This window comes from Marinobacter sp. V34 (assembly GCF_055524115.1).
On sequence record NZ_JBUPZY010000008.1, the window covers coordinates 19,210 to 36,496 of the forward strand.

Here is a 17,287-nt window from a genome sequence, read left to right on the forward strand (position 1 = left end):
TCATGAAAACCCTGGAAACCCGATGGGCTTTTTGCCTGCTTATAACTGCGTTCATCGTGCCGCCGGATACGCTAGCTGCAGCCAGCGCCGATGATGGCAGGGTGGTCAATGCGCCGCCGGCGATTGCGCCCTTGGTGGAAGACTATGGCATCGAGATCAAGTCCGGAGAGGAGCTGTATCTGCCTGAGCCTGAGATTCCGGATGTGTCGGGCTATAGCCGTGACGCCATTGAAGCAAAGCTTGCCGGCCAGCCGGATACCGCGCCGAACGTCACAGTGGAACGTATGGGCGGGGTCAGTGCACTGGGGGATTTCGTGGACGAAGGGCGGGCGCGCGAGTGGGTGATCCGTCAGTTTTCACATCCCCAGGCGATTCTGGTTAACAGCGGGAAGGTGACGCTGGAGGATGTCTATAAGCAGGTGAATGATCGTCGCTACATGGAACGCACCGGCGATGGTACTTACATCATTCGTTTGCCGCTGGCGGTCAAACAGGACGCCACGCTGGTTCTGCGCGACGAGACACTGCGGCTGTCGGAGGAACGCGGTTCGTTTATTGCCAACGACGGCTGGCTGTTTGCGATTGACAGCAAGATTATCGGGTGGCGCGAAGAGGCCAATGGCCCGGCAACCTTCGAGAAGAAAGGTAACTTCCGTCCGTTTTATGTGGGCTGGGGCGGTAGCGAGAACTTTATTCTCGGCACCACCATGGCAAACCTGGGTTACCTCCAGAGTAAATCCTATGGCTTTACCGTGGCCCAGTACTCGGAATACGACAATGCCAGGCTGCAGCGCAGCGCGCCTCATGCCTGGCTGGTGGAGTCCACTTTCGAGGATCTCTACTACGGGTTTTACTGCTACGAGGCGGAAGACGTTGCCATCGTCGATAACGTCTACCGCAATAACATCGTGTACGGCATCGACCCCCATGACTATTCCAGCCGCCTGCTTATTGCCAACAACGAGGTTTATGGCACTCGTGAGAAACATGGAATCATTATTTCCCGCGAAGTGAATAACAGCTGGATTGTTGGCAACCGTAGCTATGACAACGGCCTGTCCGGCATCGTGCTGGACCGCCAGAGCAGCAACAACGTTGTGGCCAACAACGTGTCCTATGACAACCAGGGTGACGGTATCGGGCTCTACGAGTCACCAGACAACCTGCTCTGGGGCAACCGGCTGATGAACAATCTGCGCAATGGTATCCGGGTAAGAAACAGCAGCAATGTGAATGTATACCACAACGTTGCGGTGCTTAACGGCACCTGGGGAATTTTTGGCCAGCTGAAAGACCTGTCTGCCACCGACCGTAATTTCAAAGAAGATTTTTACTCCTACGAAGTGTCGATGAACGTGGTGGGCGGTGAACTGGCGTCGAATGCCAGCGGCCCCCTGTCGACGGATAACCCTGCTTACATCGCGATTTATGATGTCGGCATGCGATTCCCCAGATCGGATGTGGGTATTCATTTCGAGGGTGTGCTTGGCAAATACCAGATGCAGATTTTTGACGCACTACGGAACCAGGGGCGTGCGGTGTTTATAGAGCCCGCGGCCGTCGTATCGGGCCAGGTCACGCAGGCGGAGAACTGACATGGTTTTTTCATCCAATATCTTCCTGTTTCTGTTCCTGCCCGCGTTTCTGGGGCTATATTACCTGACGCCGTTCAGGCACCGCTCACTGGTTATCCTGATCGGCAGTTACGCGTTCTATGCCTGGTGGCGGGTGGATTTCCTGCTGTTGTTCGTAGCCGTAACCTTCTGGAACTATTTCGTCGGTCTGGCAATACACCGCGCGGGTGTTGGCACCGCAAACGCCCGCAAGTGGGTTGCTGTGGGTGTCGGGGGTGACCTGGCGACACTCGCTTACTTTAAATACGCTAATTTCGGCGTCGACAGCCTGAATGACCTGTTGGTCAGTGCCGGCAGTCAGCCGCTGGAAATGGCGAGCATCATTCTGCCGATCGGGATTTCCTTCTACATCTTCCAGGCGATTTCTTATGTGGTGGATGTGTATCGAGGGGATACAGAACCGACCCGGCGGTTTATCGATTTTGCGGCGTTCATTGCGCTGTTCCCGCAGCTTATTGCCGGGCCGGTGCTGCGTTACAAGGACCTGGCGGATCAATTCACCTACCGCACTCACACCATGGAAAAGTTTGGTGAGGGCGCGTTCAGGTTCATGCAGGGCTTCATCAAGAAAGTCTTCATCGCCGATTCGATAGCGCCGCTGGCGGACAGTGCCTTTGCCCTGTCTGATCCCAGTACAGCGGATGCCTGGCTGGGCATACTGGCGTACACCGCGCAGTTGTATTTCGACTTTTCCGGGTACTCCGACATGGCCATCGGCCTGGGCCTGATGATGGGGTTCCGGTTTAACGAGAACTTCAACCAGCCCTACATCAGTCAGAGCATTACCGAGTTTTGGCGCCGTTGGCACATCAGCTTGTCTACCTGGCTGCGGGACTACCTGTACATCCCCCTGGGCGGTAACCGCAACAGCACCGTGAAAACCTATCGCAATCTGCTGCTCACCATGTTGTTGGGTGGGCTCTGGCATGGCGCCAACTGGACGTTCCTGTTGTGGGGCGCCTGGCACGGACTGTTGCTGTCGCTTGAGCGGGCACTGGGCGTGTCGGGCAGCCCGTCCGGGTTCCGGTTTTTCCGGTGGGCGCTGACCTTCCTGTTCGTGATGCTGGGCTGGGTTACCTTCCGGGCGAGCACGTTAACCGAGGCCTTTGGCTTTTACGGTGCCATGTTCAGCTTCGACGGTGCCGGCCTGAGTGATGTCTTTGTCCAGGGCATTCGGGACCTGAATCTGGTGATCCTGGTGGTGGCTTACGGTGTGATCGCGATGATGGGGCTGAAGGACCGGCTCGGGCATCGCGACGTTGGCCCCATCGTGTCCGGCTGGCGGTCTGCCGCTGCGCCGTTACTGGTTCCGGTGTTTGCGCTCGCCGTGTTGAAGCTGTCTGCCGAGAGTTTCTCACCGTTCCTGTACTTCCAGTTCTGAGGGTGGATTTGATGACCAAAACGTCTGCACGAATCACGGCTTTTCTCTTCATTGCACTGGTACTGGTTCTGGGTGTTCTGTCCGTGCGGCCCCTGTTGGGTTACCAGGCTGATAAAGGGCTGAGTCCGGTCAACGGCGAGTTGGCCCGTAATCTGGAAAGCCACTATGACGATCAGTTTCCGGCCAAGGATCTGGGCACCAACCTCTGGGCGGCGATCAATTACACGCTCTTTGACGAGGGTCGGCAGGGCGTTGTCGTAGGCCAGGACGAATGGCTGTTTACCGATGAGGAAATCTACCCGGCCAGCCGTGACGGGCAGGTGGTCGACCGTAATCTGAGTCGTGTTCAGCGCGTCGCCGACCACCTGCTGGCCGAGGGCGTTCCACTGGTTGTGCTGGTGGTGCCAGCCAAGGCGAGAGTCTATTCGGACAAGCTGGGCAGCACGCAGCCCGAGCCGGTGATGATGTCGCTGTACGACCGGTTCCAGCAGTCGCTGGCAACGGCGGGCATTCCAGCGCCGGAACTTAAACCTCTATTGGAGCAGGCGCAGCGTCACGGCGAATCGGTGTTCCTGAGAACCGACACCCACTGGTCGCCGAACGGCGCAAACCTCTACGCGGAAGGCGCTGCGGAGTTCATCCGCGATCGCTTCAATGGCCTGTCCTGGGGCAAGCAGAGCTTTGTGACGTCCGTTGGCCAACCGGTCCAGCACCGGGGTGACTTGCTCAATTACATTCCGGTGGAACCGGCGTTTACCGACTTCGGTCCGGCGCCTGACCAACTGGAACCAAGAACGACGCACGCTCAAAACGACGGCCAGGCGAATGCCGGCGCCTTGTTTGGCGATGACGCCACCAACACCGTGCTGGTTGGTACGAGTTACAGCGCCAACGAGCAGTGGGACTTCCCCGGCGCCTTGCGAAAGCACCTTGGCCAGGACCTGATAAACGTGGCCGAAGAAGGCGACGGACCCATCGTACCCATGATCGATTACCTGAATTCTTCTGACTTCCGGGATCAACCGCCGCAATTGGTGATCTGGGAGTTTCCCGAGCGCTACCTGGCGCAACCACTGGAGTCTGAACAGGCCCAGGCGTGGTTCCGCCGGGCTGACAAAACGCTGACCGCGCACGCGGATAGCCGTTCTGAAACCAACCCCTGAGGATGATGAAAATGAGAGCACTGATGCATACCGCTTTTTTTGCCCTGATCAGCAGTTTGCTGGTCTCCATGAACATGGCCCAGGCCGGCGAGGACGCGCTTTATGCCGCGGAGGCACCGGACGGCGCGGCCTTTATTCGCGTGGTAAACGCGGATGCCAGCGGCGCCATCGCCCGCGCCTCTCTGGGCGACAAGGTGATCAAGGAAGTGTCGCCGTTGGAAGCGAGCCCTTACATCTACCTTCCTGAAGGTAACTACCAGGTGGACGTTGCCGGCCAGCAGACATCCATCGACATGAAAAAGAACGCGTTCTATACCCTGGTTGTGCTGGATTCCGGTGAGATGAAAGTGATCAAGGATGTCGCCTTCGACAACCCTCGCAAGGCGCTGCTTTCATTCTATAACCTGACCAGCAATGGCGGGGTCACTCTGAAAACGTCCGACGGCAAGGTAGCCGTGATTGATGCCGTGGGCTCCCTGGATGTGGCCAATCGCGAGATCAACGCCGTCAGCATCGCGCTGGGCGCTTTTCAGAGTGACAAAGCGCTGGCCACCACGAGTGAGGTGAACCTACAGCGCGGCAAGGTATTCAGCGTGTTTGCGATTGATGTGGGTGGCGAACCCAGGCTGGTTGTCGCTGAAAACCGAGTGGACACATCGGTATGAAGCAGGTGTTCAGAGGCCGTGGATTATGGGCGCTGGTTGCGCTCGGGCTGCTCAGTGTCGCGGGCGTAAACGCCAGCGCCGCCGAGCTGCCTGAATACAACATCGAACGTTGTTGCGACCTGTGCCCACTCACGGCATACCCATCCAGCTACGACACCGGTTATCTGAAGAATTTCAAGATGCTGGTCCAGGGCAAAGACGGCTGGCTGTTCCGTTCGGAAGCGGAGCTGGTGGAGCAGTTCGGGCCGAATCTGGAAGGCCTGAAACACCTGAAGCGCTTTGCCAAGCACCTGAAGGAAACCACCGGTACCGAATTGGTGATGGTGTTCCAGCCTACAAAAGGCCTGGTCCATCCCAATCATCTGCCCGCGACATCGCCGGTACCGTTCAGTTGGAACGTGGCCCGTAAAAACTACGCGGACGCGTTGATGCGTTTTCGTCAGGCAGGGCTGGTGGTTCCGGATTTGACGCCGCTTCTGGACGAAGAGACACGTGAAGACGCCTTTTTCTTTAAACGGGATCACCATTGGACGCCGTATGGTGCGCGTCGCACCGCGGAAGTCGTGGCGGAGCGTATCAAGGAGATGCCGGCCTATCAGTCGCTGTCGCAGCAGGAATTCGTGACTCGTCGATCCGGTTTGATTCGCAAGGACGGGTCGCTTCAGGACGCGGTAAAACGGATATGCGGCTTCGAGTACGGCTCGCAGTACGTGGACGAGTTTCGGACCGAATCCTCCGGTACCGGCCAATCCGCTGAAGCCAGCTCTCTGTTTGGCGATCAGGAATTGCCGCCCATCACCCTGGTGGGCACCAGTAACAGTAAGGGCGCCCAGGATTACAACTTTGTCGGTGCGCTGCAGGAGTTCCTGGGTGTCGAGGTGCTCAACGTTGCGGTCGCCGGCGGCAGCTACGACGGCTCGATGTACGAGTACCTGCTTTCCGACAACTTCCGGGAGTCGCCACCCAAAATCATGATCTGGGAGGTTCCGGGGTACCACAATCTCGACAGCGCGGAGTTCTATCGACAGGTCACGCCGATGATCAGTGGTGCCTGTGAGAGCCAGGAGCCGGTGCTTCAGAAAACTACCCCGGTCAAGGCCGGAACTACTGAGGTGCTCTACAACGGCGGTGGGCAGTTCATCGAAATGCACAGCAACGAATACGTTGTCGACCTGCAGTTCAGCGACCCGGGGGTGAAAGAGGTTGATGCTTTCATCTGGTACGTGTTCGGGCGTAAGGACCGTGTGGATATGGAGTACGGCGACCGGGTTGAAACCCCCGGCCGGTTTGTCTTCGAGCTCCCCGAAGGGCCGAACTGGAACGATGAGCAGTTCATGTCGCTGGACCTCGCTCTGAAACCGGAGCAGGTCACGGACGGCTTAACGGTGACCACGAAAATCTGTCGCCGTCAGGACATCTGACGCACATTCATGCAACGCATAGAGAGGATGGTTATGCGAATCCAACATCGCTCTGAACATCGACAATGGGGCCGGGTGCTGCTGTCTGCGGCGATAACCGCAGTTTTTGGTGTGAGCAGCGTGCACGCCGGGCAGTGCCTGAACGGACAACTGCGTGCCCCGGTTGGCTATTACCAGACGCCACAAGAAGAGGATGGCGGCGACTACGACTGCGAGCGGGTGGAGCCGCACGTCGGCTCGCTGTCGCTGACCAGCAAGTACAAGGGCAGTGACAACGCTCGGAACAAGCTGAACAAGGAGGCCTATCAAGAGTACAAAAAGGCCACCAGCAACGTGCGTGATTTCGAGAAGGCCGTTGTCGCAGCCGCTGATGACTACCAGGTTGATGGTGATGGTCCCGAGGCTCTGGATTGTGTACTGGACAACCTCGACGCGTGGGCCTCATCGGACGCTCTGTTAACGGATGACATCAATCACGTCGGTCAGGCGGTGCGCAAGTGGGCGCTGGCCGCCGCTGCAAACGCCTATCTCCGGATGTGGACGTCAGCTCCGGAGGCGGCCATGGACCTGGAGCGGGCCCGTCGAATTGAAGACTGGTTTATGCGTTTGAGCGATGGGGTTCGCGATTACTACACGGACCGGGAGCCCAGGAAGGTCAACAACCACGACTACTGGGCGGCCTGGGCCGTGATGTCGTCGGCGGTGGCGACTCAGGACTGCGGCGACTGGAACTGGTCGATGGCAAAATTCGACGAAGCCATGGGGCAGATCAACAACGGTGGTTACCTGCCCAAGGAGCTTAGCCGGGAGACACGGGCTCTCGAGTATATGAATTACGCCATGCAGCCTTTAACCATGATTGCGGTATTCGCAGAGGTCAACGGCAATTCAGTTTACGACCGCTATCAGGACAGTTTCAGGAAGCTGTCCGGCAATGTGGTCGCTGCGCTGGATGACCCGGATCGAATTGAACGCATTACCGGAGACGAACAGGTTGTCGATGGGTTGTACAAATCCTGGTCGCTGGCCTGGATGGAACCCTGGCAGGCCACTTGGGGCTCTGTTGAGGGAATGTCGGCGTTTCTGGACGAGCTTCGGCCGATGAAATCTACCCGTCTGGGTGGCGATATTTCCTATCTGTACGGCATAGACCCGCTGTGGCCGGATGGCGCAGAGCCGGATCCACCCAGCAACATTCAACTTAGCGAACGTTAGTAACAGATCCTGGCTTAAGGGTCTTGATCAATACGCCAATGGACGTCCCTGTGGTACGTCTTTGTAGAGCAAAGGAGAAGAACGATGATTCCAGTCATACTCTCAGGTGGTAACGGTTCACGGCTTTGGCCCCTCTCGCGCCAGGCCTATCCCAAACAGTTCCTCCCACTGGTGGGGGAACAAAGTATGTTGCAGGAGACTCTGTGTCGGCTACCGGTCGACGATACCGAGTCGCCGGTTGTGGTGGCGAACGATGAACACCGCTTTATTGTCAAAGAGCAGTTGGAGGCGATAGGCCGTAAACCATTGTCGATATTGCTGGAGCCGTTTGGCCGCAACACAGCCCCTGCGGTTGCGATGGCCGCTATCGAAGTGGCGCGGAAAGATCCCAAGGCCATCATGCTGGTGCTGCCCGCGGACCACGCCATTGAAGATGTCGAGGCGTTCCAGCGTGCGGTTGCCCAAGGCCAGGAGGCCGCCAGATCCGGAGGGTTGGTGCTGTTTGGTATTACGCCAACCCGGCCGGAAACCGGCTACGGCTATATTGCCGCCGGCCATTCCGGGGAAGCGCCCGGCGCTGCCAGGCCGGTGTCCCGCTTTATCGAGAAACCGGATGCTGAAAAAGCCGCTGCGTTGCTGTCTGCCGGTGGCTATTACTGGAACAGCGGCATGTTTATGTTCCGTGCCGACAGTTACCTGGCGGAACTGAAAAAACACAGCCCGGACATTTACGACACCTGCCTTCTGGCCGCCCGAAGCCTTGAACGCGACATGGATTTCACTCGTATTCCCGCGGAGATATTCGAGCATTGCCCGGACGATTCCATTGACTACGCGGTGATGGAGAAAACGTCGAAAGCTTTGTTGGTGCCCATGGACGCCGGCTGGAGCGACGTTGGCTCATGGTCCACGATCTGGGATGTGACCGACAAGGACGAGAACGCCAATGCCATCCTGGGGGACGCCTGCCTGGAAGACAGCGATAACTGCCTGGTGCACACCTCGGACAAGCTGGTGGCCATGTTGGGTGTGAAAGACCTGGTGGTGGTCGACACCAAGGATGCGTTGATGGTTGCTCACAAGGACAAAGTGCAGGACGTCAAGAAACTGGTGAAGCGGCTGAACGGTGATCAGCGCTCGGAAACCCGCACGCACCGGCAGGTGTATCGCCCCTGGGGCAGCTACGACAGCATCGATATGGGTAACCGTTTTCAGGTGAAACGCATAAGCGTCAAACCTGGCGAGAAACTCTCGTTGCAGAAGCACCATCACCGGGCTGAGCACTGGATCATCGTTAAAGGTACTGCCGAAGTGACCCGAGACGAGGAAACGTTCCTGCTCTCGGAAAACGAATCGACCTATATCCCCATTGGCGCGGTACACCGGTTGTTTAACCCCGGATGCATTCCTCTCGAACTGATTGAAGTCCAGTCAGGCGCCTATCTGGGAGAGGATGACATTGAACGCCTGGACGACCGGTACGGTCGCGCTGCGCCCACCCCGGAAGTGGAGGAAGAGCAGATTCCAGTGATGTCGGAAAAGGTATAGGGCCAACGCGGCCCGCTCTGCATAGCCGCAAGGGGCAGCAGCGCGGGCCGAGCCATTGATCGAAGGTGAGACGGAGAAACAGCTATGGACGTGTCCTGTTTTAAGGCCTATGACCTGCGCGGTCGGGTCCCCGACCAGTTGAATCCCGAACTGGCAGAGCGTATTGGACGGGCTTATGTAGAGGTGACCAACGCCCCCCGGGTTGCGGTGGGGTACGACATCCGGTTATCCAGCCCCGAGATCGCGGCGGCGTTGACGTCCGGGTTGAACGCGGCGGGTGCAAATGTTTATGACATCGGCCTTTGTGGTACTGAGCAGATCTATTTTGCCACCAGCCACTACAACATGGATGGCGGCATCATGGTGACGGCCAGCCATAATCCCAAGGATCACAACGGTATGAAGCTGGTAGGGCCTGAATCACGCCCGATCAGCTCGGACAATGGTCTTAATGCCATCCGTGACAGAGTGTCCCTGCCATTTGAGGATGCCCCGGTACGCGGGCGCTCAGAGAGCCTGGAGGTGGAGCCCGATTACATCAATCACTTGTTGGGCTACATCGACGGCCGTTCGATTACGCCATTGAAAGTGGTGGTCAATGCCGGTAACGGTGGAGCGGGCCCGGTTATCGACTCGCTGGCGCGCTGGCTGCCATTTGAATTCGTGCGGCTGCAACATGAACCGGATGGCCACTTCCCAAATGGTGTTCCTAACCCGCTTCTCGAGGAGAACAGGGCGATAACCGCCGAAGCAGTATTGCGCGAAGGCGCGGATATGGGCATTGCCTGGGACGGTGATTACGACCGCTGTTTCTTCTTCGACGAAAACGGCCGGTTTATCGAAGGCTACTACATTGTGGGGCTGCTGGCGGACCAGTTCCTGCAGAAGGTAGACGGAGGCAGGATTATTCATGACCCGAGGCTGACCTGGAACACCCGTGACCTGGTTCTGGCGGCGGGGGGGACCCCCATTGAGAGCAAGACCGGACACGCGTTTATCAAACAGCGTATGCGCGAGGAAGATGCGTTGTATGGGGGAGAAATGAGTGCCCACCATTATTTTCGGGACTTCGCCTACTGTGATAGCGGAATGATCCCCTGGCTCCTGGTCGCAGAACGCCTGTGCCAGACAGGCCAACCGCTGTCGTCGCTGATCAACGCCCGTATTGAGGCCTATCCCGCCAGTGGTGAGATCAACCGCACCATTGAAGACCCCGCCCGACTGATTGCCGACATCGAGCAGATTTATGGCGCGGATGCACGGGAGGTCAGCCACGTTGACGGCCTGAGCGTTGAGTTTGAGAGCTGGCGTTTCAATCTCCGTATGTCGAATACCGAACCTCTGGTGCGGCTGAATGTGGAGTCGCGGGGCGATATTGCCCTGATGAAGGAAAAGACATCGGAGCTGTTGGATGCAATGGAGCGGCTGAACAGCGTAGGTGACCGGGAGGCTGCTCTAGAGGCTCGCTGAAACGTCTGTAGTGCCCTATAGTCAGGTGTTGAATAACAACACCAGGAGACCGGTATGAACTCCATTTTTGACAAAGGGCTACAGCCGACCGACGCCAATCACGCCACACTGACACCGCTGGATTTCCTGGCCCGCACCGCCAGCGTTTACCCGGAATACCCAGCGGTGATACATGGTGCCACACGCCGCAACTGGCAGCAGACCTACGAGCGCTGTCGCCGCCTTGCGTCGGCTCTCGCTGACAAAGGTGTCGGCAAGGGCGACACCGTGGCGGCCATGCTGCCGAACATTCCGCCGATGCTGGAATGTCATTTCGGTATCCCCATGTTGGGGGCAGTACTCAACGCCCTGAACACCCGCCTGGACGCCAAGGCCATTGCCTTCATGCTGGAACACGGCGAGGCGAAAGTGCTGATTGCCGACCGGGAGTTTGGCGATGTTATCAATGAAGCCGTGGGTATGCTGGACAACCCGCCACAAGTGATTGATGTCAACGATCCCGAATTCAGCGGTGCAGGAACCCGGGTGAGCGATCTGGATTACGACGCTTTCGTCGCCAGCGGCGACCCGGCCTTCGACTGGCAAATGCCGGCGGACGAATGGGACGCGATTTCTCTGTGTTATACCTCCGGTACTACCGGTAACCCGAAAGGCGTGGTGTATCACCATCGCGGCGCCTACGAAAACGCCATGGGCAACCAGGCGGTGTGGTCCATGGGCATGCATCCGGTGTATCTGTGGACACTGCCTATGTTCCACTGCAATGGCTGGTGCTTCCCCTGGACCATCACCGCCTTTGCAGGCACCCACGTGTGCCTGCGCAAGGTAGAGCCAGAGAAAATCCTGCAGCTGATCAGCGAACACAAAGTCAGCCACATGTGTGGTGCGCCTATCGTACTGAATACCTTGCTGGGCGCTTCGGAAACCGCAAAATCCAGCTTCAGCCATACGGTACAGGCAATGACCGCGGGCGCGGCACCCCCGGCAAAAGTCATCGAGGCCATCGAAAACATGGGCTTCCGCGTGACCCACGTTTACGGGCTTACCGAGGTGTATGGGCCGGTTACGGTGTGCGCCTGGAAGTCCGAGTGGGATGACCTGCCGGTGGAAGACCGGGCCAGAATCAAGGCGCGGCAGGGCGTTCGCTACCATACCCTGGCCGGCATGATGGTGGGTGACCCGGAAACCATGGAAGCGGTGCCAAAAGACGGCAGCACTATTGGCGAGATTTTCCTGCGCGGCAACACGGTGATGAAAGGCTACCTGAAAAATCCCAAGGCCACGGAGGAAGCTTTCCGCGGCGGCTGGTTCCACACAGGGGACCTGGCCGTCTGGCACGCCGATGGCTATGCGGAAATCAAGGACCGCCTGAAAGACATCATCATTTCCGGCGGTGAGAACATCTCTACCATCGAGGTAGAGGACATACTCTACCGTCATCCCGACATCCTCGAAGCCGCCGTGGTGGCAAGGCCGGATGAGAAGTGGGGCGAGACCCCTTGCGCCTTCGTGACCCTCAAGCCTGAAGCAGGGGAGGTCAGCGAAGACGACATCATCGCTTTCTGCCGGGAGCGACTGGCGAAGTTCAAAGTGCCCAAGACCATTGTGTTCAGCGAGCTGCCTAAAACCTCCACCGGCAAGATCCAGAAGTTCGTGTTGCGGGACGACGCCAAAAAGCTCTGATCGCGAGTGATATATAAACCTCGGGGCAGCCGACAATGCCGTCCCTGGGTGTCATTTTTTATCAAATTTCCTGCCCGGTTATGTCATGGCGCTCAGACCGCGACTGCGACAGACTGATGATTACCCAAACAAGGCCACACGATTCACCGACGGGAGATACCCATGACCAGCGCTGTTGATCAAGAAGAACTCGACATGTTCCGGGAGTCCGTCATCAAGGCCCTGGAAACCGAAGTAACGCCCCATTACGAAGAGTGGGAACACTCCGGCATCGTGCCCCGGGAACTCTGGAACACTCTGGGCAACGCCGGCATGTTGTGCGTCGACGTACCCGAAGACATGGGCGGCTGCGGCGCGCCTTTCCTGTACTCCGTCGTCGTGGGCGAAGAAATGGCCCGCATGGGCTTTGGCGCCCTGTCCACCAACGTGATGGTGCACTCCGACATCGTCGCGCCGTACCTCAGCCATATCGGCAACGACGAGCAGCGCCAGTACTGGCTGCCCAAAATGGTCTCCGGCGAAGCCGTCGGCGCGATTGCCATGACCGAACCCGGCGCCGGCAGCGACCTCCAGGCCATCCGCGCCAGCGCGGTGAAAGACGGTGATGAGTACATCCTCAACGGCTCCAAAACCTTCATCACCAACGGCCAGCACGCGGATATGGTCATCGTCGCCGCCAAAACCGACCCCAAGGCCGGCGCCCGTGGCATCAGCCTGTTCCTGGTCGATACTTCGTTGCCCGGTTACAGCAAAGGCCGCAACCTCGACAAAATCGGCCAGCACTCCGGCGACACTTCGGAACTGTTCTTCTCCGACATGCGCCTCCCCGCCTCGGCATTGCTGGGGGAAGAGGGCCAGGGCTTCATGTACCTGATGCGCGAACTCCCCCGCGAACGCCTGGTCATCGGCGCATTGGGCGTTGCCGCTGCACGCGGCGCCCTGGACCTGACCATTAACTACGCCCAGGAACGGGAACTGTTCGGCCAGAAACTGGCCCAACTGCAAAACACCCGCTTCGAAATCGCCCGCATGGAAACCGACTGCCGCGTCAACCGCGCCTTCGTCGACGAATGCATTGCGTTGTATGAAAAAGGCGAACTCGACGCGCCGACCGCTTCCATGGCCAAGTACAGCGCCACGGAAATGCAGTGCCGGGTAGCAGACGGTTGCCTGCAGTTGTTCGGCGGCTACGGCTACACCAGCGAGTACCCGATTTCGAGAGCGTTTATCGATGCCAGGGTGCAGAGAATTTACGGCGGTACATCGGAAGTGATGAAAGAAATTATCGCACGGTCGGTTTTAGGTAAGGCTTAATCAGAGGATGGAAAACATGAATAGCAATGATGTAGTCATCGCAGGTTCAGCAAGAACCCCCATGGGCGGCATGATGGGTGATCTCAGCTCCGTACGCTCCCCGGATCTCGGCGCCATCTCCATCAAGGCCGCCATCGAAAGAAGCGGCCTGCAACCCGCCGACATCCAGGAAGTCATCATGGGCTGCGTACTGCCCGGTGGCCTCGGCCAGGCACCCGCACGCCAAGCCTCCCGCGCCTCCGGCATCCCCGACTCCAGCGGCTGCACCACCGTCAACAAAATGTGCGGCTCCGGCATGCAGGCCGTCATCATGGCCCACGACCAGATCAAAGCCGGCACCAACAGCATCATGATCGCCGGCGGCATGGAAAACATGAGCCAGGCACCCTACCTGCTGCCTAAAGCCCGCGCCGGCATGCGCATGGGCCACGGGCAGGTCATGGACTCCATGTTCCTGGACGGCCTTGAAGACGCCTACGAGGGCAGCCTCATGGGTGTCTTCGCCCAGCGCACAGCGGACAAATACGACATCAGCCGTGAAGCCATGGATAACTTCGCCATCGCTTCCCTTGAGCGCTCGCTGTCGGCCATCAAGAATGGCGGATTCGCTGACGAAATCACCCCCGTTACCGTCTCCGGCCGTGGCGGTGACACCGTGGTGGACACTGACGAACAGCCGGGCAAAGCCAAACCCGAGAAAATTCCCCACCTCAAACCGGCTTTCGCCAAAGACGGCTCTGTTACCGCCGCCAACGCCAGCTCCATCAGCGATGGCGCCTCCGCCATGGTATTGGCCACCCGCGAAGAAGCCGAAAAACGCGGCCTAACGCCCCAGGCCCGCATCGTCGCTCACGCTACTCATGCCCGCCTGCCGGCCGAGTTCACACTTGCGCCCATCGGTGCCATCGAAAAGGTACTGAAAAAAGCCGGCTGGAACCGTGACGACGTTGACCTGTTCGAAATCAACGAAGCCTTTGCCGTGGTTACCCTGGCCGCCATCAACGAACTTGGGCTCGATGCCGATAAGGTGAATGTCCACGGCGGCGCCTGTGCCCTGGGACATCCCATCGGCTCCTCCGGTTCGCGGATCATGGTCACTCTGATCAACGCCCTGAAACAGCGTGGTTTGAAGCGTGGCGTAGCGTCCCTGTGTATTGGCGGCGGTGAAGGCACAGCCGTAGCAATCGAATTGCTGTAAACAGGAAGCTGGAGCTACTGGTCCTGCTTGCGGTAGGCCAGTGGGCTGAGCCCGGTCCAGTGCTTGAAGGCACGGGAAAAAGCGCCGGGCTCAGTAAAACCCAGCTGTGACGAAATCTCCGACACCGTCAGGTTCTGCCGCGTAAGCATGATCACTGCCTGGTCCCGCCGCAGGTTGTCCTTGATCTTCTGGTAGGAACTGCCTTCCGCCTTCAGTTTGCGCGACAGGGTATAGGCGGTCATATGCAGTTGCTCGGCAATCTGCTCCAGAGTGGGCAGGCGTTCATCGTCCACGTTTTCCAGAATCCGCCGAACCTGGGTCGTCAAACTGTCGTCCTCATCAGTCCAGATCAGTAGGTTGCGCGGCGATTTCTCAATAAAACCGTCCAGTTCATCCGGCGTCCGCGTCACTGGCATGTCCAGATAGTTGTGGCTGAAAAACAGGCTGTTGCGGTCGCGATTAAAGAAGCACTGGCAGGGAAAGACAAACCGATATTCGTCGAAATGCCCCGGCAAATCGTGCTGGAACGTGGCGTGGCTGAGCACAATCTTGCGCCCGATGAGCCACCCGACCAGCCGGTGCCACACCATCAGCAGCCATTCCACCAGGAAATTGTCCGGGTCCAGTTCCGGGTGGCGATGGGTGATGCTCAGTTCCACGTCGTCGCCACGGGTGTCCAGTTCAATCACGATGTCATCCGAGAACAGCCGATAACAGCGAATGCTCTGGCGGATCACCTCTTCCAGGTTGCGGCTGTGTACCACCAGCGATCCCATCAGGTGGAAATGTCCGACACGGCAGGGCTGTGTGGTGCGCCCCATGAACTCATCGTTCAGCTTGCCCCACACCAGCCGAAACAGGCGGATAAACTGTTCCGTGGGCACCCGTGCCCGTGGCGAGTGGATGAATTCCGGGTCGATGCCATTGCTGTGGAGCAGGTCGTCGGAATAGCCACCGGCCTTCTCCAGACCATAAAGAACGGCCCTTGCATAGTGGGAGGAAAAGGTGAGGTTCTTCATCGAATTCAGGCTCTGCCGGCAATCAGGATCATGGAATGTATCTTACGGACGGACAAAGCTGAAAGACATAGGCTCCCGGAACAGTCGCCTGCTATATTGAGCTTGGTCCCTCTTTGAGCCCGACGCCGCCGATTTTCCAGTCATCGCCATTCTTGACCATGCGGTAGTGGGCGATCCAGCGTTTTCCCTCGGGCCCTAGTAGCCGCACCACCTGAATCTGGAAACCGGGGTGGGGGATGCGTTCCAGGAACTCAATGGCCGATGCCCGATATACTGGCGCATAGGCCAGCTTCACCATATCGTAGAACGTATCTAGCGAGCCTGATTGTTGCTTGATGCCATCCGAGGCATAGTCCCAGGCGGCTAGCCTGTCGTCGTTGGCGAAGGCTTCAATCTGCGACAGGATCGTGTTCTGAATGGCGTTATCGATATCATCGTTGTCGGCATGACCACCCACGGCCATGACGGCGAAGAACAGGAATACCGATATTAGTGCAGTGGTGCGTTTCATCGAATGGCCTCCCGATGACAACAGTATAGATGATACGCAGAAGAGGAAGCGCTGGATTCAATGGCAGCCTTGAGCGACCTGCGAATGGCTGCAAATTCTTACAATGTCGATTTGGGCGGCATGTTATCGTTCGGTTGTTATACTTTTTTTCAAAGCTCCTGACAGGTTGTAAGGCTATGGCCGAGGGTACCAAACACCCCCAGAAACTACTGTTGTTTTATCTGACCAATCAGAGGCTGTTCGGCTTGGGCACCCTGAAAATCCGGGAAATCATGCCTTTTGTTCCGCTGACCAGACTACCGCACAGCCATTCGGCGGTGATCGGCACCATGAGTTTCCGTGGCTCCGCTGTGCCGGTGATCGACATGGCGGCGGCGGTCGGCTATCCGCCGCTCACCGAGGATGAGCGCAAGACGGCTTCCATCATTGTGACGGATATCCAGCGCCAGGAAATCGGCTTCCTGGTACGAAGCGTTCGAAAAATTATCGAAACCGAATGGAAAGAGGTCCTGCCGCCACCTCGTAGCCTGGGCGACAAAGCCTTCATTACAGGGCTGGTAAATTTTGAGGACCAGATTGTCCAGTTGCTGGATGTGGAGTTGCTGCTGGCCAGAGTGTATCCGGAGTCCGTTAATCCCCGTGAAGTGGTACTGACGGATGTCCAGAGGGAAATCCTGAAAGGCTTGAATATCCTGCTGGTGGACGATTCACAGGTGGCACGGAAGCAACTGTCGGATGCCCTGGATAGCAAGGACGTGAGTTATTACGTAACGACCAATGGCCAGGACGCGCTGGACCTGATGCTCAACGCCAATCGCGAGGGCAGGCCGATCGATATCCTGGTGAGCGACATTGAAATGCCCGGCCTGGACGGCTACGAGCTCACCTTCAATGTGAGGGACAGCGGCAACTCCCTGAAGCAGCCGTACATCATTTTGCATACCTCCCTGAACAGTGAAATGAGCGTGAGCTACGCCAAACAGGTGGGGGCAGACGAGGCATTGACCAAATTCGATGCGGAAGAGTTGCTCCATGCCATGCTGCGCGGGGCAGAGCAGGTGTGAG

General features: G+C 58.0%; 14 protein-coding genes. 12 read left to right on the forward strand and 2 right to left on the reverse strand.

All coding sequences use genetic code 11. The features are described from left to right. Positions 1-2: 2 nt before the first annotated feature. From AC0B60_RS13735 to AC0B60_RS13785, 11 genes are all read left to right on the forward strand, one after another. Positions 3-1,595: a NosD domain-containing protein gene (locus AC0B60_RS13735; protein WP_465086386.1), complete on the forward strand. Its 1,593-nt coding sequence runs from the start codon at positions 3-5 to the stop codon at positions 1,593-1,595. A gap of 1 nt (position 1,596) precedes the next feature. Next, the gene (locus AC0B60_RS13740; protein WP_465086387.1) at positions 1,597-3,015 is read left to right on the forward strand and encodes an MBOAT family O-acyltransferase; all 1,419 of its coding nucleotides are present in this window, start codon (positions 1,597-1,599) and stop codon (positions 3,013-3,015) included. A gap of 11 nt (positions 3,016-3,026) precedes the next feature. Further along, a complete protein-coding gene (locus AC0B60_RS13745) occupies positions 3,027-4,178 on the forward strand; it encodes an alginate O-acetyltransferase (protein WP_465086388.1) in 1,152 nt (383 codons plus the stop codon). A gap of 11 nt (positions 4,179-4,189) precedes the next feature. Further along, a complete protein-coding gene (locus AC0B60_RS13750) occupies positions 4,190-4,843 on the forward strand; it encodes an alginate O-acetyltransferase AlgF (protein WP_465086389.1) in 654 nt (217 codons plus the stop codon). Continuing rightward, the gene (locus AC0B60_RS13755; RefSeq protein ID WP_465086391.1) at positions 4,840-6,264 is read left to right on the forward strand and encodes an alginate O-acetyltransferase AlgX-related protein; all 1,425 of its coding nucleotides are present in this window, start codon (positions 4,840-4,842) and stop codon (positions 6,262-6,264) included. The genes AC0B60_RS13750 and AC0B60_RS13755 overlap by 4 nt, the downstream gene beginning before the upstream one ends. Positions 6,265-6,297: 33 nt before the next feature. Then, positions 6,298-7,479, forward strand: coding sequence for an alginate lyase family protein (locus AC0B60_RS13760; RefSeq protein ID WP_465086392.1), 1,182 nt, complete (start codon positions 6,298-6,300; stop codon positions 7,477-7,479). 84 nt (positions 7,480-7,563) lie between these two features. After that, complete coding sequence (locus AC0B60_RS13765) at positions 7,564-9,027, forward strand: mannose-1-phosphate guanylyltransferase/mannose-6-phosphate isomerase (protein WP_465086394.1); 1,464 nt, start codon at positions 7,564-7,566, stop codon at positions 9,025-9,027. An 84-nt stretch (positions 9,028-9,111) separates the two neighbouring features. Next, positions 9,112-10,497, forward strand: a complete 1,386-nt coding sequence (locus AC0B60_RS13770) for a phosphohexomutase domain-containing protein (protein ID WP_465086395.1) — start codon at positions 9,112-9,114, stop codon at positions 10,495-10,497. Positions 10,498-10,551: 54 nt separating this feature from the next. After that, on the forward strand, positions 10,552-12,180 hold the full coding sequence (locus AC0B60_RS13775; RefSeq protein WP_465086396.1) for an acyl-CoA synthetase: 1,629 nt from the start codon (positions 10,552-10,554) through the stop codon (positions 12,178-12,180). Positions 12,181-12,342: 162 nt separating this feature from the next. Continuing rightward, positions 12,343-13,494, forward strand: coding sequence for an acyl-CoA dehydrogenase family protein (locus AC0B60_RS13780; RefSeq protein ID WP_465086397.1), 1,152 nt, complete (start codon positions 12,343-12,345; stop codon positions 13,492-13,494). A 16-nt stretch (positions 13,495-13,510) separates the two neighbouring features. Continuing rightward, complete coding sequence (locus tag AC0B60_RS13785; RefSeq protein ID WP_465086398.1) at positions 13,511-14,692, forward strand: thiolase family protein; 1,182 nt, start codon at positions 13,511-13,513, stop codon at positions 14,690-14,692. Between the two features lie 14 nt (positions 14,693-14,706). Here AC0B60_RS13785 and AC0B60_RS13790 read toward each other — a convergent pair whose 3' ends face one another. After that, entirely contained in the window at positions 14,707-15,711 is a 1,005-nt protein-coding gene (locus AC0B60_RS13790) for an AraC family transcriptional regulator (RefSeq protein ID WP_465086399.1), read from the reverse strand. 91 nt (positions 15,712-15,802) lie between these two features. Further along, entirely contained in the window at positions 15,803-16,222 is a 420-nt protein-coding gene (locus tag AC0B60_RS13795) for a DUF4864 domain-containing protein (RefSeq protein ID WP_465086400.1), read from the reverse strand. Positions 16,223-16,398: 176 nt separating this feature from the next. Between AC0B60_RS13795 and AC0B60_RS13800 the strand changes: the two genes are divergently transcribed. Next, positions 16,399-17,286, forward strand: a complete 888-nt coding sequence (locus AC0B60_RS13800; RefSeq protein ID WP_465086401.1) for a chemotaxis protein — start codon at positions 16,399-16,401, stop codon at positions 17,284-17,286. The last annotated feature ends 1 nt before the right edge of the window (position 17,287 follow it).